The sequence below is a fragment of the Nocardioides pacificus genome (genome assembly GCF_054775955.1).
On record NZ_BAAHCI010000008.1, the window covers coordinates 96,426 to 121,262 of the forward strand.

A 24,837-nucleotide genomic window follows, 5' to 3' on the forward strand; every position below is an offset into this window, starting at 1 on the left:
GAGAGCCCTAATGTCTGCGGGGTGTAGCCTGCAACGGTGGGCGACGCAGGTGAGCATGCCTCGCGGGAGTCGGTGGAAGACTCTCCCGAATTCGCCGAGCTGCTGACGAATCTGAATACGGCGCGCAGGGACCTGACCAAGTTCATGGCGACGTATCAGTTCGCCATCAAGGAGATCGAGACCAAGGTCGCGATCCTGCAGGAGGAGTTCAAGCTCCTACACAGCTACAACCCGATCGAGCACATCGTCACCCGTCTGAAGACGCCTGAGAGCGTGCTGTCCAAGGCCCGCAGACAGGGGTGTGGACCCAATCTGGGCGAGTTACGCGACGGGATCCGCGACATCGCTGGGGTTCGGGTGGTGTGTAGCTTCACCAGCGATGTGTACCGCGTGCAGGAGATGCTGTGCCGCCAAGCCGATGTCCAGCTGATCGAGCTCAAGGACTACATCGCCACTCCGAAGACGAGCGGATACCGCTCACTGCACGCGATCGTCGAGGTCCCGGTGTTCCTCTCGGGTGAGACCGTCTCCGTCCCCGTCGAGATGCAGTTCCGGACCATTGCGCAGGACTTCTGGGCAAGCCTTGAACACAAGATCTTCTACAAGTACGACCACGCTGTGCCGTCTCGGCTAAGCGACGGCCTGCGGCAAGCGGCGACCACGGCCGCCGAGCTGGACCGTGAAATGGAGCGCCTTTCCATCGAGGTCCACGAGCTCGCCGACCCAGCCCTGGGGCGCGACGTCATCGCCGACCAGACCGTACGTGACTTCTTGAACTTCGTCTCGAGCGCCCGACGGCCCGCCACAGGTCACTAGGCCCTCCGCTGGGAGCAGCGATTGGCTCGGGTGCTGCAGACGCCCCCAGTGGCTCTCAACGTCTCGATGAACCCTGGGCGACCACTCGGCGTCGCCTGCCACGGAGCTCTCGATGTCGTGACCGACGATGCCCTCTCGACGATGAAGTCCGGTTCGCTCATCGTCGAAGTACCCTGTGACCAGGGGCATGGGCTGGAACTCGTCGGGCGGGACTTTGCCCTGCAAACGAGATTCGAGCCGTGTCGCGCTTATGTCGCGAAAACGTCGGCCCAAGAGATCAATCCCAGTCGCATCAGCTCGATGGGGAAGCGATGTAAACGCCCGAAGTGTGAGTGTTTTCGCAGGTCAGGGCGCAACAGGTCAAGAAGATGCAAGTGGCCATAAGTCGCAGTCACCATGCGGTGTGGGCCAAGGGGTCGCAGGTTCAAATCCTGTCAGCCCGACCGAAGAACCGCCTCTGACCTGCGGAAACGCAGGCCGGAGGCGGTTTTCAATTTGAACTACTTTCGGCGTATGTCGCGTTTATGCCCCGAAAACGTGCTGAGGAATCGGCAATGGGCCGACTTACGAGACTGACGACGCTTCCCTGACCTGCATGAACTCCGGTTTCGTCGCGTCGAGGATTTGAACCGTGCGCCCCCGTGGCTGAAGGTTCAAAACGAGCGGGTCTCTGCATGGGCTACAACTCACGGGTGCGGCGCACCAGCCGTACGACTTCAGTCAGGGGCGTTGTCAACGATCAGGCAGCCGAGATGCGCATGAGCGCTGGCCTCACCAGACGAGGGGGCGCGGCTGATCTTCGGGCTCTTGCACGCGACGAGTGGACGAGGTCCCGACGACGAGCGATCCATTCGATTCCTGAGCCCCGAGAACGACCCGGTCGCCGAGCTGAGCGTGCAGAGCGGATCACAACGTCAGGCGTGTTGGCGATGGCCGGGCTCTCACGCTCGACGTGGCACCACCGGGCCAACCCAAGCCAGCTCGTGGCTAACCGGTCTCACACAGGCATCGGGCCTATCGGTCAGGCATCGGGTCTATCGGTCGCGGATCTATGCTGCTGACGGCGGTCTCGCCGTGCGGATCAGCGTCGCGTGGGCCGAGGGGTGTTGGGTCGATCACGCGCTCGCCTCGCCTTGGACGCTTTGGTGATGCACGCGTCCAAGCGGCCGTGATGGCGGGTCGCCGCAGTCGGAGGAGCAACCCCACGGGCTGAGGGAAGCAATGTTCACGCCGATGACTGTGCGGGCCACGTGAGCACTCGCTCTGCCTATGCGTCACGCCTTCCATTCCGAGCGCATAGGTGGCTTTGTGCGACGCCGCGTCACGAGCCAAGGAGCCGTTCCATCTGTTCGATCTCGTCGTTCTGGGTGGTGATGATCTCCTCGGCCATGTCGATGGCGTCGGCGTTCTTCCCGTCGGCGACCTCGGTCTTTGCCATGCTGACGGCCCCCCGGTGGTGTTCGATCATCATCTCGAGGAACATCTGGTCGAAGGCTGATCCGTTCGTTCCCTCGAGTTTGTCCATGTCCTCTTCGGTCATCATTCCGGACATGCCCGACTCGGCGTCGCCGTGACCCATGTCGCCGTGGTCCATGCCTGTGGAAGGGACGTCGGCGTCCCACTCCTCCAGCCAGGCGGTGAGTTGCTCGATCTCGGGGGCCTGAGCTTCCTCGATCTTCGCGGCGAGGTCCTTCACTTCCGTGCTCTCGGCCTGGTCGGTGGCCTGCTGTGCCATCTCGACGGCTTGCTCGTGGTGGGGGATCATGCCCTGCGCGAAGGTGATGTCGGCGTCGTTGAAGGTGGCGGCGTCGCTGTTGTCGTTGCCGTCGTCGTCGGTGCCGCAGGCGGCGAGCAGCGTGCCGGCGAGTACGAGCCCGATGGGGGCGAGGATCCTCTTCGTGGTCTTCTTCATGGTTCTCTCCTCAGGTCTGGTGGGGGTGATGGTCGGATGTCGGGTCGGGTCGTCGCGGTAGGCAGATCGGGAAGGTCGGGGTGTTTGCCGTTGCTTCAGGGGGTGGGCGCTAGCGGGCGGGTCGCCGGTTCGGATCGCGGGGACGGTGGTTGTTGGGGCAGTCGGAGGCGCTTGAGGAGAAGGGCGTTGACGGCGACGAGGAAGCTGGATCCGGACATCGAGAGTGCGGCGATCTCGGGTCGGAGGGTGAGCCCGAAGGCGGGCTCGAAGACTCCTGCTGCGATGGGCAGGGCGATCGCGTTGTAGGAGATCGCCCACCACAGGGACTGCAGTTCCTTGCGGCGGGTTCCTTTGCCGATGGTGAGCGCAGTGGGGACGTCGAGGGGGTCGGAGCGCATCAGGACCACGTCGGCGGTCTCGATGGCGACGTCGGTGCCGGCGCCGATGGCGATGCCGAGGTCGGCGGTGGCGAGCGCCGGGGCGTCGTTGACTCCGTCCCCGACGTGCGCGACGCGTTTGCCCTGGGCCTGCAATCGGGCGATGTGGTCGGCCTTGTCCTCGGGGAGGACTTCGGCGATGACCGTGTCGATCCCCAGGACGTCGGCGATGCGTTGCGCGGTTGCGGTGTTGTCGCCGGTGAGCATCACGACCTCGACCCCCACGTCGTGCAGCGCGGCGACAGCAGCCGCGGAGGTGGGGCGGATCGCGTCGGCGATCCCAATCACGGCGACGGCTTGCCCGTCGACGGCGACCATGACGGCGGTCTTGCCGGAGGCTGCGAGCTCTCCGCGGCGCTCGGCGAGGTCGTCGAGGGCGGCTCCTTCGGCGTCCATGAGGCGGCGGTTGCCGATCGCGACGCGGTGCTTGTCGACCGTCGCGACGGCGCCGTGTCCGGCGACGTTGCGGAACTCGGTGGCTCGCAGTTCCCGAACGTCTTGGGCTTGTGCGTAGTCCACGATCGCTTGGGCCAGCGGGTGCTCGGACTCCCGCTCGACGGCGGCCGCGAGCGCAAGGAGCGTGTATTGGTCAATGGTGGTGGGGGAGGGGGCGAGCACTACGTCGGTGACTTCGGGCTCGCCTCGGGTCAGGGTGCCGGTCTTGTCGAACACCACGGTGGTGAGCTTCGCTGCGGTTTCGATGGCGGTGGCGTTCTTGAACAGGATGCCGCGTTTCGCGCCGAGCCCGGAGCCGACCATGATCGCGGTCGGGGTGGCGAGGCCGAGGGCGTCGGGGCAGGTGATCACGACGACCGTGATCGCGAACAGGAGCGCGGTAGCGACCGAGGCGCCGGCGATCGACCAGGCAGCGAAGGTGCCGATCCCGCCCACGAGGGCGACCAGGACCAGCCAGAAGGCGGCCTTGTCGGCGAGCTTCTGGCCGGGGGCCTTGGAGTTCTGCGCCTGTTGCACCAGGGCGACGATCTGCGCGAGGGCGGTGTCGGAGCCGACTTTGGAGGCGCGCACGCGCAGGGTGCCGGTGGCGTTGACCGTGGCGCCGATGACCTGGTCTCCGGGTCGCTTGGTCACCGGCATGGATTCCCCGGTCACCATTGACTCGTCGATCTCGGACTCGCCCTCTTCGACGATTCCGTCGACGGCGATCTTCGCGCCGGGGCGCACCAGCAGCAGGTCGCCGACCGAGACCTCGGAGGAGGGGACCTCGATTGTCTCGCCGTCTCGGAGGACCAGCGCCTGGGGTGGGGCGAGGTCGAGGAGGGTTCGGATGGCGTCGTTGGCGCCACCGCGGGCGCGCATCTCGAACCAGTGGCCGAGCAGCACGAACACGGTGAGCATCGCGGCGGCCTCGTAGAAGACCTCACCCTCTCCGGTGAGGGTCACGGCGAGCGAGTACAGCCAGCCGGCGCCGATCGCGACCGCGACCAGCACCATCATGTCCAGGGTGCGGGCCTTGAGCGCCCGGTAGGCGCCGTCGAAGAAGATCCAGCCGGAGTAGAAGACAACCGGTAGCGACAGCAGCAGCGCGAACACGTCGTCGCGCATCGCGAACGGAGCGGACGTGGTGAACCCGAGCATGTCGCGGCCCATCGGGGAGTACAGCGAGATCGGGATTGTGAAGAGCAGCGCTACCAGGAACCGGTTGCGCATGTCGCGGACCATGTCGGCCATCGACATCGACCCGTGACCCCCGTGGCCCATCGCGTCGTGCGGTGAGGCGGTCGGCGTGGCGGCCGCCGGGTGTGCGTGGTGTGCAGCTGGGGTCTGGGAGTCGTCGTGTGCGCTGTCGTGGCGGTGTCCGGTGGGCTCGGCCATCGGGTCGCAGGTGTGGCTGGGGACCGACTGGCCGGCGCAGTGGTAGCCGCATTCGCGGATCCAGGAGCGCAGCTGGATGAGGTCGGTGCGAGCTGGGTCGTAGGTGACGGTCGCGGTCTGTGCGATGGGGTTGGCTTCGACGGCCACGACGCCCGGGTCTCGGCCCAGCACGTTCTCGATGACGGTGCGGCTGGTCGCCCAGTGCAGTCCGCCGACCTCGAGGACGGCTGTCGTCGTGCCGTCCGGTGCCTGGTGGTGGCCGTGGGCTGCGTGCTGCGGGGGACTTGAGTCGAGTCCGGGCTGGTCGGGATGGATGTGGGTGTCGGGTCCGTGGGAGCCGTGTTGTGTGTGCTGGTGTTGCTGGTCGCGACTCATGGGGTGCCCTCCTGTCGGGGCAGCGGGGTGTCGGTGGTGGAGACGGCTTGGAAGCGGCGTAGTCGCAGGCTGTTGGAGACGACCGATACCGAGGAGGCGGCCATGGCGGCGCCGGCGATGAGGGGGTTGAGCAGCCCGAAGGCGGCCAGCGGGATTGCGGCGACGTTGTAGACGAATGCGAACGCCAGGTTGGACTTGATGACCGTCAGGGTGCGCCGGGAGAGGCGGATGGCGTCGACCGCGGCGCGCAGGTCGCCGCGTACTAGGGTCAGGTCGGATGCCTCGATCGCGACATCGGTGCCGGTGCCCATCGCGATGCCGAGATCGGCTGCGGCGAGCGCGGGGCTGTCGTTGGTGCCGTCCCCGACCATGGCCACGACGCGCCCCTCGGCCTGGAGGCGGCGCACGACGTCGACCTTCTCTTCGGGCAGCACCTCGGCGATGACTTCTTCGATCCCGACCTCGGCCGCGACCGCACGCGCGGCGCGCTCGTTGTCGCCGGTGAGCAGCACTGGGCGCAGTCCGAGCTCGCGGAGTTCTGCGATTGCCTGTCGGCTGGTGGGCTTCACGGTGTCGGCCACGACGACGACGCCTCGGGCCTCGCCGTCCCAGCCGACGACGATCGCGGTCTTTCCCTGCTCCTGCGCCGCGGTCACGGCGGTGGCGAGGGTGTCGTCGAGTGGCATCGCCCACTCGCTGTGCAGCCAGCGGGGACGGCCTGCGACGACGGCGTGACCCTCGACGACGCCGGCGACTCCGAGCCCGGGGGTGGAGGCGAAGCTCTCGACCGCGGGAAGGCGGTGGCCGGTGCGTTCGGCTGCGCCGGCGGCGATGGCCTCGGCGATGGGGTGCTCGGAGGCGTTCTCGAGGGCGCCGGCCAGCCGCAGCAGCTCCTCGGGCGAGGTGGTGGGGGAGGTGATGGCGTCGACCAGTGTCATCTTGCCGGTGGTGACGGTTCCGGTCTTGTCCAGCACGATGGTGTCGACGACGCGGGTGGACTCGAGCATCTCGGGACCTTTGATCAGGATGCCGAGCTGGGCGCCGCGGCCGGTCCCGACCAGCAGTGCGGTGGGGGTGGCAAGGCCCAGGGCGCACGGGCAGGCGATGATCAGGACCGCGACGGCGGCAGTGAACGCGGCCGTGGCGGAGTGCCCGGTGAGCAGCCATCCGGTGAGGGTGGCGAGCGAGATCGCGATGACGACGGGCACGAACACGGCTGAGACGCGGTCGGCGAGCCGCTGCACCGCGGCCTTCCCGGACTGGGCGTCCTCGACGAGGCGTGCCATCTGAGCCAGCTGGGTATCGGCGCCGACGCGGGTCGCGCGGACGTGGAGGCGGCCGCCGGCGTTCACGGTGGCTCCCACGACCGGGTCTCCGGGCCCGACCTCGACGGGGACTGGTTCGCCGGTGAGCATGGAGGCGTCTACTGCGGAGGTTCCTGAGTCGACGACGCCGTCGGTGGCGATCTTCTCCCCCGGGCGGACGACGAACACGTCCCCGACGGTGAGCTGGCCGATGGGGATCCGCTGTTCTACAGCCCCGTCGGGTCCGTCGCGGAATACCGCGACGTCTTTGGCGCCCATGTCGAGCAGCGCCCGCAGCGCGGCACCCGACTGCCGCTTGGCCCGGGCCTCGAAGTACCGGCCGGCGATGATGAAGGCGGTGACCGCGGCAGCGACCTCGAGGTAGATGTGCGGCTCGGTGGAGCCGGGGTCGGGAAGGAGCTCGAACTCCATCCGCATCCCGGTCATCCCGGCGTGGGTGAACAGCAGCGCCCATAGTGACCACAGGTAGGCGGCGGTGACCCCGACGGAGATCAGGGTGTCCATGGTGGCGGCGCCGTGGCGGGCATTCTTCACCGCAGCCTGGTGGAAGGGCCAGGCGCCCCACACCACGACGGGGGACGCCAGGGTCAAGGAGAGCCATTGCCAGTTGTCGAACTGCAGGGCGGGGATCATGCTCATTGCGAGCACCGGCGCAGCGAGCACCGCGGAGATCCACAGCCGTTGCCACCAGCCGGCTGCCTCGTGGGCGCGCGCGTCCTCCCCTTCGTGGATCTCAGCGCCTGACCCCGTGGAGCCGGGTGATGTGTCCGGTCCAGTGGTGGAGGGCGCTTGGCGCAGTGTTGCGGCGTAGCCGGTGGCCTCGACGACCGAGACGAGATCCTCGGGTACGACAGTGGAGGGGTAGGTGACGCGCGCCTTCTCGGTGGCGTAGTTCACCGAGGCGGTGACCCCGTCGAGCTTGTTCAGCTTCTTCTCGATGCGGGCAGCGCACGATGCGCAGGTCATCCCGGTGATCGACAGCTCGACCTGGCTGGTGGGCTCGCCGGGCCCGTTCGTGGCGCCAACAGACTGATGGGTGGTCGTGTGCTTGGTCATCGACTTCTCTCCTGCCCGGCTAGGAGCATCGGATGGTGGGGCCGGTAGGTGGCCTCCGGTGCTCAGACGAGGTGGTAGTCGCCGGCCTCTTCGAGCGCGGTGGCGACGAGGGCCTCGTCGAGGCTCTGGGTACCGGTGATCGTGACGGTGGAGGCGCCGCCGGCCACGAGGTCGACCCCGACGTGGGTGACGCCGGGGAGCTGCTTGAGTTCCTCGGTCACTGCCGCGACGCAATGTCCGCAGGTCATGCCGGTAACACCGAAGGCGCGGGCGGTTCCCTCCGCAGTCATGGTTTGCTCGTTGCCTCGGTCTCCTGCCGTAACCGAGGCGGTCTCATCGGCGTGGGTGGGGCTGGTCGAGCTGCAGCCGCAGCCACCGGTACCGCCACCGCAGCAGCCACCGCTGTCCTTGCTGGAACCGGCCAGTGGAAGTTCGGTGTGCGTCGGGTGGTTCATCAGATTCTCCTCGTCGGCGAGCTGCCACGGCATGGTTGGCCGTGGGGGTCTTGGGGTGGGTCACGAACGGACCAGGCGGGCGATCGCGGCGGATGCGTCGGCGAGTCTCTGCTCGGCGAGCACGTCGCCGGGTGCTCCGCCCACGCAGTGGCGCAGGTGCTGGTCCAGCAGGGTCAGTGCGACGCTCTCCAGGGCTCGGGTCGCCGCGGAGACCTGGATCAGCACATCGGGGCAGTACACCTCCTGGGTCACCATGCGCTGGAGGCCCCGGATCTGACCCTCGATGCGGTGGAGCCGGCTCAGCACCGCCCGCTGGTCGGTGATGTAGCCGGGCTCGGTGCGCGTCATCTGACACCTCCTGGATACCCCCTCGGGGTACCGTTACATGTCAGGAACACTACCCCCGGGGGGTATCGGTCACAAGAGATGCTTGGGGAACTTCACGGAACCTTCATGACCCATGTGGTGGCGGCCGCGTCGCGGCCGGGCGTCTCTGCCTCGACGCTCGCGACCTACGCGACCGGGTCGGCCTCAGTGGCCGTGCTCGTCGTCGGTGTCGCCGTCCTCGGTGTGCTCGTCGTCTTCATCGGCGACGGCGTCGGTGGGGGGCTCGGGTAGGTCGATGCTCACCTGCGACGTCTGGGCGGTGATCGGGGTGGGGGAGTAGCTGATCCCGTTCGGTGCGTCGCCGACCTTGACTCGGGCCACCACCTTGAGCGTGTTGAGGTCGAGTACCGCGACATCGTCGCCGTACAGGTTGGTGACGTAGGCGTACCGGCTCGAGGGTTCGACGACGACCCCGTGTGCTCCCTGGCCGGTCTCCACGGTCGCGGTGACGGTGAAGGTCGCGGTGTCCACGACCGAGACCGTGGTCCCTGGCTGGTCCTCGGTGCCTTGGTTGGCCACGAGAAGGTAGCGGTCGTCGGGTGTCACATAGGTCTGGATGGGGCCGTCTCCGACCGGCACTGTGCCGAGCAGCTTGCGGCTCCTGGTGTCGATCTTGGCGACGGCGTCGTCGCCGTTGAGGGAGGCGTACACGTAGCGGCCGTCGGGGGAGGACGCGACCTGGGCAGGCGCGTTGCCCACCTCGATGTCCTCGACACGGGCGTTCTTGCGGGTGTCGATGACGCTCACAGTGGTGTCGGCGACGTTCGCCACGTAGAGCCAGCGACCATCAGGGCTGGGCCGCAGCCCGTGCGGGCCCTGCCCAGTGGGGATGGTGGCGACAGCAGTCATGGTCTCGGTGTCGATGGCCGTGACAGTTGCGTCGGCTCCGTTGGTGACGTAGGCAGTGGCTCCGTCGGGGCTGAGCACGACGTGGGCCGGGGCAGCGCCGGTTGGGACGGCACCGTGCAGGGATGCGGTCTGGGAGTCGAGCATCGCGGCGAGCCCGTCGTGGCCACTGACGGCCCATACGCCCGCACCATCGGGCGCGACTTGAACATTGTGGGGACCCTCGACGCCTCGCACCGTGGTGGTGACCTTGTTCGTGGCCGCGTCGATCGCGGTCAGCGTGCCGTCTTTCTCGTTCGCCACCCACACGGTCCCGGCGACCTCGCTGGCGCCGACCAGCATGGGCCGGGTGTCTCGCCGGGTGATGTCGGTGTCGCCACTGCTGAGGGTCGAGGCGCCGAGGACGGCTCCGGCGGCGACGGCGGCTACCGCGAGTCCGGCGAGGACCCGTGGAGCGAGCCGTCGTCTACTGGACGGATCGGTTGCCGGGTGGTCAACGTGCGGGCTGTCGGGCATGGAGGAGGCTCCTAGATGGTGAGCGCTGGCAGGGGCCTCGCGCAGGGGGTGGGTGAGTCCACCGTCGATGTCGGGCACGTGGGTCTGGTCGAGGAGCGGTGAAGGTTCTATGAAGTTCGCCGAATGCGCCTCAGTGCCCCCCACCGGTGACCTCGGCGACCGGACTGAAGGTCGCCGCGCCATCGGTGGAGGTCAGAATCTCCGTCTGGGTTGCGACGACGACCGTGCCGTTCGCGGCGGCGGTGAATGCTGCCGGCGCATCGACATCACCCTTCTCGGTCCAGGTCTTCCCGGCGTCGCCACTGTGGTGGACGGTCCCCTCCGGGGAGACACCCCACAGCTGGTCGGGGGCCGGCCACGCGACGAAGAGCAGCACGGGGGCGTCCTCGAGGTGGGTGAACGTCGCGGCGCTGTCCGTGGACAACGCAGGGCCGTGCTGGGTGGTCGCCACGACGCGGCTCGAGAGCTCCGGGTCGATCGCCAGTGAGGCGGGGGCGACGTCGGGGGCTCCGGGGGTCCAGGTACGTCCGTCGTTGGTGCCGACGAGCTGGCCGTTGAACCCGTACACCTGCCCACCGGCTGCGCCAAGGGTGTGGAAGTCGGACTCCCCGGTGAGCGACAGCGGTGTCCAGGTCTCACCGGCATCGGTGCTCTCGATGAGGCCGACCGGGTTGGGCAGGTCGTCGTCGGGGCCGGGGTGACCGCTGGCATAGAAGTGGTCGGCTCCGGCGACGGTGAACCCCATCAGGTCGATGGTGCTGTCTCCGACCGTGGTGATGGTGTCGCCGTCGACAATGAGGGTCCCGCCGTGGGTGCCGAGATACAACTGCCCATCGCTGGGGTTCACCGCCATGCCATGCACGTGCCCGGCTTCCTCCGGAACCACAGGAAGCCCTGCGGCGTTGCGTTCAATCACGCTCGACTCATCGGTCCCTGGAGCCGCGCATCCGGCCAGTACGGCCACGGCAAGCGTGGCGGCGGCAAGGGACAACGGGCGGATGCGGGGCATCGACTTCTCCTGATCGGCAATGGGGCTGGTAGGTGGTCGGCTTGGGGGGGACGGGGCGGTCCTGAACAGGGCAGCCGGGCAAGCGATGGCCTCGCAGCCCTGCTCGGTGCGGTGCAGGGACAAGTCACATGCGGTGCGCCATGGGGAGAGCGAACATCCACACGTTCAGCGCCGCGAGAACACTGAGGACCATCAGGTAGGGCGCCAGCGTGGCCCTGCGCCGTTCCTGGGTGCGGTAGCGGCGGTGCGCGATGCGCTTGGCGGTGTACAGCGATCCGGCGACGCCGAGAGCGAGCACCGCGTACTGCAGGATCTGGATGGTGCCCGTCTCGACGATGGCGGTGGACGCGCCCTCCTGCGCCTCGAACCCGATCAGGCCACCGACGGTGAAGATGACCGCCTTTCCTTCGGCGAGCAGGTGGAACAGGTTGTGGGCGATGTGACCGGCGACGTCGAGGGGAATCAGTGCGTAGCCGAAGCGGGCGAAGTTCTTCCAGGTGGTCTCGAGGTTTGCGCGCGAGGCGAACCACGAGGCTGCGGCGAGGAGTCCGACTGGAAGGGACACAGCGACGACGAACGCGACGGTGAAGATGACCGCGTAGCTGGTGATGCCGGTGGCTGCTGAGATGAAATCGAGGATCCGGTTCCAGACCTCGAGCATGGTGAGGTTCTGGATGAGGACGATGCCCATGATCGCCATCGCGAGGAACGATTCTTCGATCTTGGGGTTCCGGATGAACCAGAGCTCCGAGGTGGGCTTGCGGACCCGGATCTGGATGGCGTCGTTGGGGCAGGCCTTGATGCAGTTCGCGCACAGGTTGCAGTTGGCGTTGGAGTCCATCGTGCGCGCGAACGTGAACAGCGGGCAGCCGGCGACCTTGTCGGTGCCGTTGTAGCAGGCCGCGCGAGAGGTGCAGGTGCGGCAGATGTCGGTGTCGGCGCGTAACTCGACCGCCCCGGTGCGGGCGTAGTTGCCGGAGAGTCCGCCCAGGAAGCACAGGTAGCGGCAGAAGGTGCGGCGCTGGAAGAAGGCACCGGAGACGATCACGGCGGTGGTGAGGAGCAGCAGCAGGACTCCGGAGCCCCACGGTGACTCCACGATGCCCCAGACGTGGTCGGCCCAGGTGATGGCGAGGAACTGGGCGTCGATGATCCAGATTCCGTACTTCTTCAGGAACGCCGGAACGGGGCGGTTCACCCCGACCAGGGACTGGACACGGTCGGAGAGCCACCCGAACGGGCAGACTGCGCACCAGAAGCGCCCGAGCAGCACGAACACGATCGGGATGAGTGGCCACCACAGCACCCACATCAGGGCGGTGCCGGCGTTGTCGTGCGCGGAGTCGGGGCCGACGAGCAGCTGGAAGGCCACCAGCCCGAAGACCATCGCGATCGGGATCTGCAGGATGCCGGGGTACAAGCGGCTGCGCATCACCCGGGCGAAGACCCGGTTGTCCATCAGGTTGCGCCCTACTGGCGCGGGGCTGGTGTCCTCGACCAGGTCGGGGTCCGTGGCGTCGGGACAGCTCAGGGGGGCGCCAGTTGCAGTGGGCATCGTCAGGTCCTAGTGCTGGGGCTGGGCCGGGGCGGCGGGCTGGGGAGATCGGGTTTTTGCGGTGCCGCGCAGCGCGGCGGCGCGGGCAGACTTACGCCGCTGAACCTCGCTCCGGGTCCGGCGGCGAATGAACGCAGCGGCGAGCAGGACCCCGGCGTTGACGGCGGCGAAGGAGCCAAGCACCAGCGCTCGCGGGCGTGGCTGGACCGGAACCTCCTCGTCGTGGCCACCCGTTCCGCTGCTGCCAGAGTCGTGGCCCTGGCCGCCATGCTCGGTCGAGTCCGCACCGGTGGAGGGGACGTCTGTCCCGGTATCGGCGCTGCCGCCACCGTGCGTGGCGTGCTGGGAGTCGGAGTCCGAGGTGGCTCCGGCGCCTCCCGGCGTGGTGCTGTCGTGGGCGTGTTCCTCAGCCGGGGCGCCGGTCTTGGCCCATTCAGGCCACGGCGCGACTCCACTGCCTTCGTCGCCCTCCTCGACGGTGGCGTGGTCGCCCTCCTCGACGGTGGCGTGGTCGCCCTCCTCGACGGTGGCGTGGTCGCCCTCGCCGGCCAAGGAAGCGCCACTCCCTATCCGCGTCACGATCGCCGCATCCGCTGGATGGGGGACAGCCGCCGCGGGCACCATGGGCGCTGAGGCGAGGACAACCACGCCGAGCACGGCCATCGACGCGGCGGCCGAGATGCGGGCGGAGGGCCGTCTGGGCTGGATCACGTACTCAACCGTGCCTGCTCGAACTCGTTCTCAACGCAGAGTTCGGGCTTCTGCATCGAACCTACATACGACCTTCATATCTCGCCCAGGTCGGTCCTGCCTGGTAAGGCCAGACACCGGAGACCGCGCGGCTACATGGGTGCAGACGTGCCGCCGTCTGGCTGAGAGGCGGCAGTGTGCGAAGCCTCAGCGGTGCTTGAGACATCCCGCGGGGGAGGGGCTCAGCGTCGGTCGGGCTGAGTGGGCATCTCGACGGTGAAGGTGGCCCCAGTGTTGGCACCGGCACTGTGTGCGGTGATGGTGCCGCCGTGCGCCTCGACGATTGCTTTGGTGATGGCCAGGCCGATGCCGGAGCCGCCGTGGCCGCGGTCCCGGGCGGTGTCGACGCGGTAGAAGCGGTCGAAGAGGTGGGGGAGGTGCTCGGCGGGGATGCCCTCCCCGGTGTCGGCAACGACGTAGGTGACGTGAGCTGGGGCCTTGGGGTTCCCGCGCCGGCCTGGTTCGCAGGTGAGGGTGACGGTGCCCCCGGGTGGGGTGTGGCGTAGGGCGTTGTCGAGGAGGTTGGTGAGTACCTGCCCAATTCGGTCGGGGTCGGCGCGCATGGTGCTGGCGGGCATCAGGTGGGTCCGAAGATGGACGCCTTTCGCTGTGAACCGGTCGGTCGCGGCTGCGGCGGCGGTTCGGGCAATGAGAGTGGGATCGGTGTCGTGGGGGTGGATCTCGAGGTTGCCCTCCTCCGCGTGCGAGACCGCCGACATGTCCTCTGCGAGTCGGCGCAGCCGGGTGGTGCTGGTGCGCAGGACACCCATCGTGTCGTCATCGAGCCTGCGGACGCCGTCCTCCACTGCCTCGAGGTGCGCGTCGATCGTGGCCAACGGTGTACGCATCTCGTGGGCGAGGTCGGCGAGCATGCGCCGCCGGGTTGTCTCCACGGCCTCGAGACGTGCGGCCAGGCTGTTGTAGCCCTCGGTGAGGGCGTCGAACTCGCGCCCCAGGCCTGAGGTCGGGACCCTGGTGTGGAACCTGCCTGACGCGATGTCGGCTGCCGCAGTGGTGACGTTGGCGATCGAGTGTTGTACCCGACGGCTGAGGTACCACGACACAGCCAGCGCGGCGATCACCGAGGCTAGGAGTGCGACCGCGACGGAGAAGAGAAGAGCGGAGGCGAACGCCTCCTCGATGTGCCCGACCTCGTCCGCGGTGTGTGTGTCACCAGCCTCTTCGAGGTGCTCGTGGAAGATGCCGGGTCCCACTGCGGAGGCCACCAGCCACGTGGTCAGGCCACCGGCACCGAGCACCAGCGCCTGCGCGGTCATCAGCCGGATCGCGAACCCACGGCCAGCGCGTCGCGTGGACGGATCGGTGGACGTGGGGGAGCTCATGCCCCAACGCCCATGCGGTACCCCACGCCACGAACGGTACGGATGAAGCGCGGCTGGTTCGCGTCGTCGCCGATCTTGCGACGCAGGTGGCCGATGTGCACGTCGACCAGATGCTCATCACCGACCCAGCTCGGCCCCCAGACAGCCTCGATGAGCTGGGCCCGGCTGAACGCCATCTGCGGACGCGCCGAAAGAGTGGCGAGCAGGTCGAACTCGGTACGGGTGAGCGCGACCGCCTCACCGTCGCACCACACGTCGCGACCGACCGGGTCGACGTGGAGCGACCCGAACACTCTCGTGCTGTCCGCTTGCTGGGCTGAGCCCCCCGCAGCCGGGGAGGTCCGGGGTCTACGCATCATCGCCTGGATGCGGGCGATCAGCTCCCGGGGGCTGAACGGCTTGGTGATGTAGTCATCGGCGCCTACTGACAGCCCGATAAGAGTGTCGACCTCTTCGGTGCGTGCGGTCAGCATCACGACATAGCAGTCGCTGAAGGTGCGCAGCCGGCGACACACCTCGATCCCGTCCAGCCCGGGGAGCCCCAGATCCAGCACCACGACATCGGGATCGACGTGTCGCGCCACAGAGACCGCCTCGGCGCCATCGTGGCTCACCGTCACCTCGAACCCGGCTCGCTCCAGGTAGCTCGCAACCAGGGCAGCGAGCGACGCCTCATCCTCCACGACCATGGCGCGCAGTCCCGCCCCCTGACCGGGTGGCCTGGGATCGGCCGCGCTTCCGTGGGCTGAGGAACTCGTCATGACCCCATCGTGGCAGTAGGCACGGCTGCTCAGTCCGTTCCCGGGAGCCTCGAACAGGACCTTCAGCGGATCTTCACACGATGGCGACGCGTTCCACCGGGCGCGGAGCGGAGAGTGACACCAACCAAGGAACGATCCGAGATCCGGAAAGGAGCTGACGAAGATGATGGGCTGGTACCACGACGGGATCGGCTGGGGCGGCTGGCTGATGATGATGCTCGCGATGGTGGCGTTCTGGGGGCTGGTGGTCGCTGCGATCATCACCATGTTCCACACCGACACCCCCGCCCCGCACCGGTCCCCGCAAGATCTACTCGACGAGCGACTCGCACGTGGAGAGCTCACCGCCGAGGAGTACCGGGCCCTGCGCGAAGCCCTCCAGGAGACTCCTCGCGGTTACCCCGTCGCTCACGCTTGAGGATCCACTGATGTCGACGCCACTGCCCGCGAACGCGCCCCTGCGAACGTCGAATACCGACTCGAACAGCCGACCTGGCAGTCTCGGCGCCGACTCGGACGCCTCATCGGCGAAGCGCTGGCTGCTCAGCGTGTGGAACACCGTGTCAGCAGCGCTCGGAGCTGTGATGGGTCTGCTCCCGCATGTGCTGCACCACGTGGGCATCTTCGCGGGTGCGTTCCTCGTCGCCGGGGTTGCGGGGAACCTCATCTTCGGCACAGCCGGGCTGCTGCTCACCATTCCGCTGCTGCTGCGGCTCTTCCGCAGGTTCGGCACGTGGAAGGCACCAGCCATCGCAGTCGCGGTCTTCGCGGCGATGTTCTCGCTCTCCACGTTCGTCCTCGGACCGGCGCTGACCGTCGGGACCAGTGAGCCAGGACCAGATCCGGGCACACCGGCACCGACGCAAACGAGTCCGACCGACCCCGCCCACGACACCCACCATCCGTGACTCCAATGAGCAACTCCCAGGCACCGAGCGCAATCGCTGCGATCCACAAGCTACGACTCGTGGCGGCGAGGCTCACCTCGCCGCCACTCGGCGCAGAGGCGCTGCCCTGCCAACATCACTCACCAGCACGTCACTTCGTCCCTGAAGGCAGCCCCTGATGACGATTCACGACACCACCGAGCAGCACACCGCCCATCCCACGGGCGAAAAGCCAACTCTGCACAGCGGGCACGGATGGATGATGCTCATGTGCGTCCCGATGATTGCGATCGCAGTCGCGCTGTTCCTGACAGGTGCAGTAGGCGGCGGCGCGGTCGTGGCTGCACTGCTGTGCGCCGCCATGATGGCGATGATGATGATGTCGATGCCCGGCGGACACCGTCACCAGTGACTCGCCGCTAGCAACGTCTTGGCCGGGTACAACTAGGTGGTGTTGCGTACCCCCCACTGTCCGCCCGCAAGGCCAGCAGCGCATCTATGTCGGAACGAACGGGGCCGCACATCACGTGCCCCACGACGCACCCCGTTCGAGAGGTGCATGCCACCAGGGGGCCCCGCGATGGGCGGCTCGACAGCTCGACCGTGAGAAATCTTCAGAGAATCTTGATCTCAACTCCCTTGCTTCTCCACCGCTCTCCGGGAGGCTCTAGCTCTGGGATCACTGGGCCCGACCACGAGCACGAAGGAGAGTCCGATGGCGAACACGCCGCCGCGAGCCACCGTGCGACCTGAAAAGAGGCGCGCGGCAACGGCGCGGGGATATCGAGCATGGCGACGTGGGGCGCTGCTCGAACGGAGGAATCGCCGCGGGCCAAGACCGAGATGCGGTTTCGCCAAAGGCCTGTCACTCACGGGCGCCCGTGACGAGCCGCTCGATTCCCACATGCCGGCGTGCCGCTGAATGCAGCGACCTAACCCCCGCCCTGCTGCTCCAGCGACACTCCTCCCGTTCGCGCCCAAGGCCACAATGAGCAGCAACGTCCAGGCGCGCCACCGCGCTGAGACAACTGGGCGCACGCGACGACATGGGGCTCATCGGCGCCCGCCGAGCTCCGCTCCCCGCAGTCAAGCTCTGCCAGCCTCGGGGAATGGACGCCTCCTGATCATTGGCAGTGCGATCGCCCTGGCCACACTGACCACGATCGGCGCAACGCTGGGAGCGGCGCCAATGGGCGGCGGGGTGCAGGGCACCAGCACCCCTGGTGCACCCAGTCAGCGCGAGAGCCCACCGACGCCGCCAGATCAGAGTCCGGAGCGTTCGACCCCGCCACCTCCCGAAGCGCAAGGTGACCTCCGAGCACCGAGAAGAGAAGCGAAGCGGAAACCACGCGCGATCCCCGAGTCCGCAGCAGGCACCTTCATCGTGACCCCGGCCTCGCCGACATCGAGCGCTGTCGCCGCTGCCTCAACTACCTTCCAGGTGGAGGTGGAGCAGGGGCTCCCCTTGAGTCCGTCCACGATCGCCCGAAGTGTGAAATCCACGCTCACCGACGCCCGGGGCTGGGCTGCGGACCCCGATCACAGACTGGTCCAAGTCCAGGAACACCCCGACGTACGCGTCCTCATCGCTTCGCCAACTACTACCGACCGACTTTGCGCACCCCTTGACACTCAAGGCCGCCTCTCGTGTCGAAATCAGGATCTGGTGGTTCTCAACGCTTGGCGCTGGGTCAACGGTGCAACTGGGTACGAGAACAAGCTCAAGGACTACCGCCGGTACTTGGTCAACCACGAGGTCGGACACGCCCTGGGATACCCCCATGTCGCCTGTCCGGGATCGGGACGTTCGGCACCGGTGATGATGCAACAGACCAAGGGTCTCGCCGGATGCAAGCCGAACCCCTGGCCAGCAGTAGTCGACCTCCAGTAGGGCCGCGCCGCCTGGAGCGGGCCAAAGAGTCGAGACCTGATCCCAGTCGTCGACGGGCGAACGAGATTCGAGCCGTGCCGCATTTATGTCGCGAAAACGCGGGCGGATGGGGTCCATTCGGCTCGCGCGGGATCAAAGGCGCGAGCGGTACGGTCACTCAGAGTGGAGCGTTTTCGCAGGTCAGCCCACACCCCGTCAAGAAATGGCAAGCGGCCCGGTCAGCAGTGGCCATGGCACGTGCTTCAAGGGGTCGCAGGTTCAAATCCTGTCAGCCCGACCGAAGGAACCGCTCCTGACCTGCGGAAACGCAGATCAGGAGCGGTTTCGTATTTCCCGCTCTGCGGCCAATTGCTACGAATCTGCTAAAAGGCTGCCTAGGTACGTACGCGCTGGAGCGCGGGGCGTCTTCACGACTCGGCCACGCGCGCCGTGTGTGAGCGAGAGCTGCAACCACCTCGCTGTGGGCCAGCTTGCGACCGCAGCGGCTAGCGCGCAGCAGCTCGGCTCGGCTCGGCGCCTCCATCACGCTGACCGGCGCCGGAAGGGAAGCACCTGCGCACCGTCCTGCACATGCCCGGTGGCAAGGTGGGTGCACATTGTGCGCACGGTCTCGCCGTGAATCTCGACGGTCATGACCAGCTGGCAGGCCACGAACTCGGGCCGTGACACGCGGCGGCTCTCGCAATGGCTGGCCCAGCTGGCCCAGTCGTCGGCAAGGCCGGTCATGCTGCCTCCAAAGCGTCGGCAGCAATCAACAGCGCTAGGCCAACTCACACTCATCGAGGAGATTTGGTCGCTGACCGAGTCGTGCTCCCACCTCCAGGTGAGCGCTCAGACGATCTATGACCTGCGCAGCCAGGGCTGGGGCCCCAGGGGCTGGGTCTGCCCCCGAGCCCGTCGCAGGCCGGCCTGGTGGAGTTGCCCGATCGGTCTGCGGGCAGATTGCATCTCTAGGCGCTGTGCGCCACGAGCACCGGCAGGCGTGCGTTCTTGACGACGTTTTCCGCGACGCTGCCCAGCACACGCTGGGAGAGCCCTCGGCCACGTCGTCCGACCACCAGCAGATCCATGTCCTGTTCGCGGGCCAAGGTGCAGAGGGCCTTAGCCGGTGGCCCCGCGAGCACTTCGAAGGTCGCTTCAGCCACGCCGAGGGAAGAGGTCATTTCAGAAAGTCGGCGGCGGGCGGCTTCGACGTCCGCGTGGTTCTGTTCCTCGGCCGCGTCGTAGGACACGACCTGTGCCAGCACCAACTCTCCGGTGCACGAGGCGAAGAGTCGGCGAGCCGCTGCAACCGCTTCTCGGGACTGAGGCGATCCGTCGTACCCGACCAGCACCCGCAGGCCGCGATTGTGGACCGGGGTGGGGACGTCACCGATCACGATGGGGTGGCTTCGGACGCGTTCTATAGCGATCGGCACGAAGATCGGGCCCAGCAGGGCACCAAGGTAGATCCAACGAGGATCGTGGCCGCGACGTACCATCCAGAATCCCGAGATCAGCCCCAGCGCCCACAGCACGATGAACAACACGGTCCGCTCGTCCATATCCCCATGGTTTCACTGCCGGGCGAATAACGCAGCGGTCATCCGTCCAGAGTGGGGAGGACCTAGGACTCTGGTCCCTCTCGTGCCAGTTCGCGATGCTGCAAGGGCAAGGGCGACGAAGCGTTGCTTGATGTCGTCCCCGGCAACGCCGCGGGAGGGAACCACCATGTGCGCTGAACAGGAAGAGCAGTCGGGTGCCGCGCCGTGGGGTTCGGCGTCTGCCGTCCCGAGGCTGGTGGTGGGCGACGATGGCTCTCCAGCCGCCGACGTGGTGTGGCTCTGGGTGAACAACCACCGCTGGCCGGGATGGCGAATCTCCGTCGTGACTGCCCGCCCCCCCAAGATCGGTGCACCCGTGGGGCCGGAGAGGGCCCACCTCCATCCCTGGGAGCCCCCGAACCCGCGACTACTCCTCGCCGAGGAGGTCGAGGTTGAGCATCTGATCGCCGAGACCGATCCGCGCCTGGCGCTCGACTCGTGCGACGACGCTGCGCTGGTAGCGGTCGGTCCCCGCGGTCATGGACTGTTCCAGCAGTTACACGTCGGGAGTACTACGAGGTGGCTCATTGGGGCACATCGTCCCCTGGCGCCAGTGGTCGTAGTGCGCTCGGCGAAGACCACCAGGAATGTGCTGCTCTGCACGGACGGGTCCGACCACGCGAAGGCGGCACTTGAAACGCTGTTGGCGCTGCCCTGGCTCGCGTCCTGCAGCGTCGCGGTCCTGGGAGTTGATAACGAGCGGAACCAGACCGCAGCCGCAGTGGAGCAGGCCGTCACGCAGCTGCGCCGGCATGGGGTCGAACAGGTCACGCACGAAGTGATCGCCGCGCTTGCCCATACCGCGGAGTTCGACACCCGGTCCGCAATCTTGACCACCATCGCCGACCTTTCCCCCGACTTGGTGGCGGTGGGCGCGCGCGGCACGGGAGGCATTCGAGGGTTGCTCGTTGGCTCGGTGACCGCTGCGGTTGTACAGCACGCTCCGTGCTCAGTGCTTGTCGCCAAGAGTGGGTGACTTCTGGCCGGATGGAGCCTCACGTCCCCATATACACCGTGCCGAGCATGTACACGCCGGCGACGACGAGTAGAAGGACTCCCCGGATCCTGCCATGCGCTGAACCTCGGAAGGGTGTGATCAGCGCCAGCGCGACGAGGCACGCCAGGATAGCGAGCAGCACCTCTGCCACGTCGGCTCTGATCGGATGGATAGACGCCGCCGCGCCTACGATCCATAGGTTGTTGAAGACGTTGCTTCCCAACAGGGTGCCCACACCGATCTCCATGTGGCCGCGGTGGCGGGAGATGATCGTTGTGGCTAGCTCGGGCGTCGACGTGCCAACAGCGACGAGGGTGGCACCGACGACGAAGGGGTCGAGTCCCAAGTCTGCGCCGATACCCTTGGCGGCCAGCACGATGAGACGACCGGCGAGGACCAGGAGTGCCAGACCTGCGATAGAGCTCAACAGCGCGGTCCACCGCGTGCTCGCGCCGAGTTCTTCGACCGCGTCTTGTCGCGCCTTGCGGGCGGCGTTGGTCACGAGCACCAGCCAGCCCATGAAGACCCCGATCAGGATGACTGCCTCCAACCGCACCAGCTCACCGTCGACGAGCGCTAGCAACGTCAGCACCGGCGCGAGGGCAGCGAAGCTGAGCTCGCGGCGCAGCTCGCGCCTGTCCACCACCAGCGGTCCCATGACGAGCACGATCCCCAGAACGCAGGCGATGTTGATCACGTTGCTGCCGAGCGCATCGCCAAGCGCAATGACAGGGGTCCCGGCTAAGGCGGACTGCACGCCCACCGAGAACTCGGGACTGGACGTGGCGAATGCCGCCACAGTAGCGCCGATGATGCCCGGCGGGACCCGCGCCCAGAGGGCCACCCCCACGGCCCCGCGCACAAACAGTTCCCCGCCGGCCGCGGCAGCCAACACCCCCGCTGCCAGCACCAGTAGGTTCATCGGGGGCTGATCGGTGTCGCGGGTGCCTGGGCGGTCTCTGTTGGGAGATGGGCCGCACGGCTGCGGTTCTCGCCGGACGTAGGGGCGTGTCTCACCGGATGCACACTGGCGTTGACGTCGTGCCGGTGAGCGATCGCCGTGTGCCTCAATGGGCTGCGCGACTTGGTGCTGCTACGCGTCTTCATAGTTTGGCTCCCAGCTCGCCTCATTCACACAAGAACCCGGGTGCCCTCGGGCTGAGATCACCCCACACGGTGACGTCTCGCCGCACTGCGTCGACGGATCGCCTTGTCGATCTCTCCTGTGAGCAGCGCCAGCGATGCGATCCCGGTTGCGGCGACCCAGTGCATGGGGTCGAGGGCCACGGTGGCGAACAGGTCCTGGGCGACCGAAACGTGGACCACGAGCACCTGAAGGGCCACTACGAGCGCCAGGCTGCCGAGCAGCGAGAGATTGATGGGCACAGCACTCGAGAAGGCCGACTCATGCTCGCTGCGGACGTTGAATGCGTTCGCGACCTGGAACAGCACGAACGTGGTGAACGCGAGGGTGGTTGCGTAGGGGATGCCACGACTCTGGTCGACGCTTGCCAGGACGGTGAGGGTGCCTGCCGCCATGACTGCGGCGATGATCGCCATTCTGGTCAACCGCGGCCAGGACAGGATGCGCTCGTTGGGGGGCCGTGGTGGTCGGTCCATCGTGCCCTGGTTTGGTCTGTCCAGGCCGAGGGCGAGCGCCGGCGGCCCGTCGGTGATCAGGTTGACCCATAGCACCTGTACGGCGGTCATCGGTGCCGCGAGCCCCGCCAGGACGGCTGCGACGAAGGTGAGAATGGCTGCGATGTTGGTGGTCAACTGGAACCTGATGAACTTGACGATGTTGTCGTAGATTCCGCGCCCTTGCCGGACCGCACGGACGATGGTGGCGAAGTTGTCATCGGTCAGGACGAGGTCGGCGGCCTCCTTGGTGACGTCGGTTCCGGTGCGACCCATCGCAACGCCTACGTGTGCGGCGCGGACGGCCGCGGCATCGTTCTGGCCGTCCCCGGTCATGGCGGTGACATGACCACCTGCGGTGAGCGCGGCAACGATGGCGACCTTATGTGCGGGGGTCACCCGGGCAAAGACGCCTAAGTCGTCGACGAGGCTCTCGAGTTCGCTTGCGCTCATGGTGTCGAGTTGCTCACCGGTGATGGCCCGACCAGTGATGCCGACCTCGGCGGCGATGGCGGCCGCAGTGGCCACGTGATCACCGGTGATCATCTTGACCGCGATGCCGGCTCGGTGGCAGAGAGCCACCGCCTCGACTGCTTCTCGGCGGGGTGGGTCGGCGATGCCTGCGATACCCAGGAAGACCAGGTCTTGTGCCGCGCCAGCGAGGGCTTTCGTGGTCCACTCGGGGGGTGCCGCAACTGCATGCGCGTCGGCGGCGGCCAGGACCCGCAACCCTGCGGAGGCCATCTCTTCGACCGCCTGGAGTATCTGCGTCCTGAGTCCGTTGTCCAGGCGGACCTCTGTGCCGTTGACGAGTGCTCGTCCACAGCGGCGTAGCAGCACGTCGGGGGCCCCCTTGGCCATCAGATCGACGATGCCTGCGTCGCGGGGATGAGCCGTGGCCATGTACTTCGCCTCGGCGGAGAACGGTAGCTCAGCCACTCGCGGTGCAGACGTCCTGAGGGTGGGCACATCGAGGCCGTGCTCGGCCGCGGCGGTGATAAGGGCCACTTCCATCGGGTCACCGACCGCATCGGCGCCGACGCCGGCCGCGTCGTTGCACAGCGCGAATGCTGAAAGGAGCCGTTGGGCCGTACCCGGGTCGTCGACCTGCTCACCCACCGTCTCGGTGGCGGTCGTGAGCTGCCGCACCGTCATCTGGTTGCAGGTCAGGGTGCCTGTCTTGTCGGTGCAGATGACAGTGGCGGAGCCGAGGGTCTCCACGGATGCCAAACGTCGGACGATGGCGCCATGGTCCGCCATTCGGTGCACTCCCACTGCGAGAACGAGCGCAAGAACCGCCGGCAACCCTTCGGGGACTGCTGCCACCGCCAGAGCGACGCCGCGCAAGGCGATATCCGCCAGCTCTTCGCCGCGCAGTGCTGCGGCGGCGGAGTAGAGGATCACCGCGGCGATGCCGATGAGCGCGATTCGGCGTCCAGCGACATCGAGTTGTCTTTGCAGGGGAGTACGCGGCGAGACGGTGTCAGACAGCATCCCTGCGATCTTTCCGACCTCGGTGTGCATTCCGGTGGCAGTGACGAGCAGCTCCGATCGGCCCCGCACCAGCACTGTGCCCGCGTGCAGCATGTTCGTGCGGTCGGCCAAGGCCACCTCGCCGACCAACGTCTCAGTGCGCTTGACGACCGGCATGGATTCCCCGGTCAACGAGGACTGGTCGACCGCAGCGTCATGGGCTTCCAGCAGCCGGCCATCCGCTGGAACCCGGGTGCCAGCATCCAGCACCACTACGTCCCCGGGGACCAATTCGGCCGACGGCACGGTGACGAGAGCGTGATCGCGACGGGTGGGCGCCATCGCGACCAGCAGCTGCTTGAGCGCGGCGAGGCTCCGGGTCGCTTTGCGTTCTTCAACGAAGCCGATGGTCGCGTTGATGAGCACCACGACGCCGATGATCGCCGCATCCTTGAAGTCGCCCACTAGGGAGGCGAGCACGGCGGCGGCGAGCAGGATCAGGAAGAGTCCGCTGCGCAACTGGTCGCCAAACACTCTCCATCCCGCGCGAGGTGGCTTCTCGGCAAGTCGGTTGGGTCCGAACTGCTCCAGTCGCAGGGCAACCTGCGCATCTGTGAGGCCGTACGCCGGGTCGACCCCCAGCTCATCAGCGACCATCGCGGAGTCCAGCAGATGCGCCCCCGCCGGGATGGAGCGATCGGCATGCGTCTCACCAGCACCGACGACGTTCATCGGAGCACCCGACGCGTCAGCTCTGGAAGCCCCTGGTGGCGCCATCGAAGTCGGCGTGTGCAATGCGAGACATCGAAAGCGACGCGAATGCCGCCGCCGGGATTCAAGACGATCCCGCGAGTGCCTGGGGTGTCGTGCATGGTTCGCCTCAATCGGTAGTCGGAACCCCGATGAAGGTCTTCCCCGGCGGTGAGACCGCCCCGTACGCCGGGCTAGTTGGGCCGGGCTGACGACGCATGGTTGTTGGGGTACTCCCCTTC

22 protein-coding genes are annotated in these 24,837 nt (G+C 67.4%); 6 read left to right on the forward strand and 16 right to left on the reverse strand.

Translation table 11 applies throughout. The features are described from left to right. Positions 1–36: 36 nt before the first annotated feature. A complete protein-coding gene (locus ACYU7L_RS12600) occupies positions 37–816 on the forward strand; it encodes a GTP pyrophosphokinase (RefSeq protein WP_460797074.1) in 780 nt (259 codons plus the stop codon). A 1,321-nt stretch (positions 817–2,137) separates the two neighbouring features. On the opposite strand, the gene ACYU7L_RS12605 is transcribed toward ACYU7L_RS12600, so the two are convergent. The 11 genes from ACYU7L_RS12605 to ACYU7L_RS12655 all read right to left on the reverse strand — a co-directional run bounded on the left by ACYU7L_RS12605 (position 2,138) and on the right by ACYU7L_RS12655 (position 15,643). Then, on the reverse strand, positions 2,138–2,728 hold the full coding sequence (locus ACYU7L_RS12605; RefSeq protein ID WP_460797077.1) for a DUF305 domain-containing protein: 591 nt from the start codon (positions 2,726–2,728) through the stop codon (positions 2,138–2,140). Between the two features lie 95 nt (positions 2,729–2,823). Next, positions 2,824–5,373, reverse strand: coding sequence for a heavy metal translocating P-type ATPase (locus tag ACYU7L_RS12610; RefSeq protein ID WP_460797079.1), 2,550 nt, complete (start codon positions 5,371–5,373; stop codon positions 2,824–2,826). Further along, positions 5,370–7,754, reverse strand: a complete 2,385-nt coding sequence (locus tag ACYU7L_RS12615) for a heavy metal translocating P-type ATPase (RefSeq protein ID WP_460797082.1) — start codon at positions 7,752–7,754, stop codon at positions 5,370–5,372. The genes ACYU7L_RS12610 and ACYU7L_RS12615 overlap by 4 nt, the downstream gene beginning before the upstream one ends. A 62-nt stretch (positions 7,755–7,816) precedes the next feature. Continuing rightward, positions 7,817–8,209 (reverse strand): heavy-metal-associated domain-containing protein, encoded by a 393-nt coding sequence (locus ACYU7L_RS12620; protein WP_460797085.1) that lies wholly within the window; start codon positions 8,207–8,209, stop codon positions 7,817–7,819. Between the two features lie 60 nt (positions 8,210–8,269). Continuing rightward, positions 8,270–8,557: a metal-sensitive transcriptional regulator gene (locus tag ACYU7L_RS12625; RefSeq protein WP_460797087.1), complete on the reverse strand. Its 288-nt coding sequence runs from the start codon at positions 8,555–8,557 to the stop codon at positions 8,270–8,272. A 183-nt stretch (positions 8,558–8,740) separates the two neighbouring features. Then, positions 8,741–9,958 (reverse strand): YVTN family beta-propeller repeat protein, encoded by a 1,218-nt coding sequence (locus ACYU7L_RS12630; protein WP_460797090.1) that lies wholly within the window; start codon positions 9,956–9,958, stop codon positions 8,741–8,743. A gap of 130 nt (positions 9,959–10,088) precedes the next feature. Beyond that, positions 10,089–10,967 carry a F510_1955 family glycosylhydrolase gene (locus tag ACYU7L_RS12635; RefSeq protein WP_460797409.1) on the reverse strand — a complete coding sequence of 293 codons (879 nt, stop codon included), beginning with the start codon at positions 10,965–10,967 and terminating at the stop codon, positions 10,089–10,091. Positions 10,968–11,091: 124 nt separating this feature from the next. Next, on the reverse strand, positions 11,092–12,522 hold the full coding sequence (locus ACYU7L_RS12640; RefSeq protein ID WP_460797093.1) for a 4Fe-4S binding protein: 1,431 nt from the start codon (positions 12,520–12,522) through the stop codon (positions 11,092–11,094). A gap of 9 nt (positions 12,523–12,531) precedes the next feature. Then, positions 12,532–13,233, reverse strand: coding sequence for a hypothetical protein (locus ACYU7L_RS12645; protein WP_460797096.1), 702 nt, complete (start codon positions 13,231–13,233; stop codon positions 12,532–12,534). A gap of 221 nt (positions 13,234–13,454) precedes the next feature. After that, positions 13,455–14,615 (reverse strand): sensor histidine kinase, encoded by a 1,161-nt coding sequence (locus ACYU7L_RS12650; protein ID WP_460797098.1) that lies wholly within the window; start codon positions 14,613–14,615, stop codon positions 13,455–13,457. Further along, positions 14,612–15,643, reverse strand: coding sequence for a response regulator (locus tag ACYU7L_RS12655; RefSeq protein WP_460797101.1), 1,032 nt, complete (start codon positions 15,641–15,643; stop codon positions 14,612–14,614). The genes ACYU7L_RS12650 and ACYU7L_RS12655 overlap by 4 nt, the downstream gene beginning before the upstream one ends. Here ACYU7L_RS12655 and ACYU7L_RS12660 point away from each other — a divergent pair. Continuing rightward, a complete protein-coding gene (locus ACYU7L_RS12660) occupies positions 15,543–15,794 on the forward strand; it encodes an SHOCT domain-containing protein (RefSeq protein ID WP_460797411.1) in 252 nt (83 codons plus the stop codon). The two genes, ACYU7L_RS12655 and ACYU7L_RS12660, sit on opposite strands and share 101 nt — an antisense overlap. Here the strand turns inward: ACYU7L_RS12660 and ACYU7L_RS12665 are convergent. Next, complete coding sequence (locus ACYU7L_RS12665; RefSeq protein WP_460797422.1) at positions 15,687–15,935, reverse strand: hypothetical protein; 249 nt, start codon at positions 15,933–15,935, stop codon at positions 15,687–15,689. The genes ACYU7L_RS12660 and ACYU7L_RS12665 overlap by 108 nt on opposite strands. Positions 15,936–15,960: 25 nt before the next feature. Between ACYU7L_RS12665 and ACYU7L_RS12670 the strand changes: the two genes are divergently transcribed. The 3 genes from ACYU7L_RS12670 to ACYU7L_RS12680 all read left to right on the forward strand — a co-directional run bounded on the left by ACYU7L_RS12670 (position 15,961) and on the right by ACYU7L_RS12680 (position 18,154). Further along, complete coding sequence (locus ACYU7L_RS12670) at positions 15,961–16,284, forward strand: hypothetical protein (RefSeq protein WP_460797103.1); 324 nt, start codon at positions 15,961–15,963, stop codon at positions 16,282–16,284. 157 nt (positions 16,285–16,441) lie between these two features. Beyond that, a complete protein-coding gene (locus ACYU7L_RS12675) occupies positions 16,442–16,675 on the forward strand; it encodes a hypothetical protein (protein ID WP_460797105.1) in 234 nt (77 codons plus the stop codon). 777 nt (positions 16,676–17,452) lie between these two features. After that, positions 17,453–18,154, forward strand: coding sequence for a DUF3152 domain-containing protein (locus ACYU7L_RS12680; RefSeq protein WP_460797108.1), 702 nt, complete (start codon positions 17,453–17,455; stop codon positions 18,152–18,154). Positions 18,155–18,676: 522 nt separating this feature from the next. On the opposite strand, the gene ACYU7L_RS12685 is transcribed toward ACYU7L_RS12680, so the two are convergent. Both ACYU7L_RS12685 and ACYU7L_RS12690 read right to left on the reverse strand, forming a co-directional pair. Next, positions 18,677–18,880, reverse strand: a complete 204-nt coding sequence (locus tag ACYU7L_RS12685; protein WP_460797110.1) for a hypothetical protein — start codon at positions 18,878–18,880, stop codon at positions 18,677–18,679. A gap of 224 nt (positions 18,881–19,104) precedes the next feature. Beyond that, complete coding sequence (locus ACYU7L_RS12690; RefSeq protein ID WP_460797112.1) at positions 19,105–19,698, reverse strand: universal stress protein; 594 nt, start codon at positions 19,696–19,698, stop codon at positions 19,105–19,107. Between the two features lie 592 nt (positions 19,699–20,290). Here ACYU7L_RS12690 and ACYU7L_RS12695 point away from each other — a divergent pair. Continuing rightward, complete coding sequence (locus ACYU7L_RS12695; RefSeq protein ID WP_460797114.1) at positions 20,291–20,713, forward strand: universal stress protein; 423 nt, start codon at positions 20,291–20,293, stop codon at positions 20,711–20,713. 19 nt (positions 20,714–20,732) lie between these two features. Here ACYU7L_RS12695 and ACYU7L_RS12700 read toward each other — a convergent pair whose 3' ends face one another. Together ACYU7L_RS12700 and ACYU7L_RS12705 are read right to left on the reverse strand one after the other, a co-directional pair. Continuing rightward, the gene (locus ACYU7L_RS12700) at positions 20,733–21,656 is read right to left on the reverse strand and encodes a sodium:calcium antiporter (RefSeq protein WP_460797116.1); all 924 of its coding nucleotides are present in this window, start codon (positions 21,654–21,656) and stop codon (positions 20,733–20,735) included. Positions 21,657–21,898: 242 nt separating this feature from the next. Further along, a complete protein-coding gene (locus ACYU7L_RS12705; protein WP_460797118.1) occupies positions 21,899–24,577 on the reverse strand; it encodes a cation-translocating P-type ATPase in 2,679 nt (892 codons plus the stop codon). Positions 24,578–24,837: the final 260 nt, after the last annotated feature.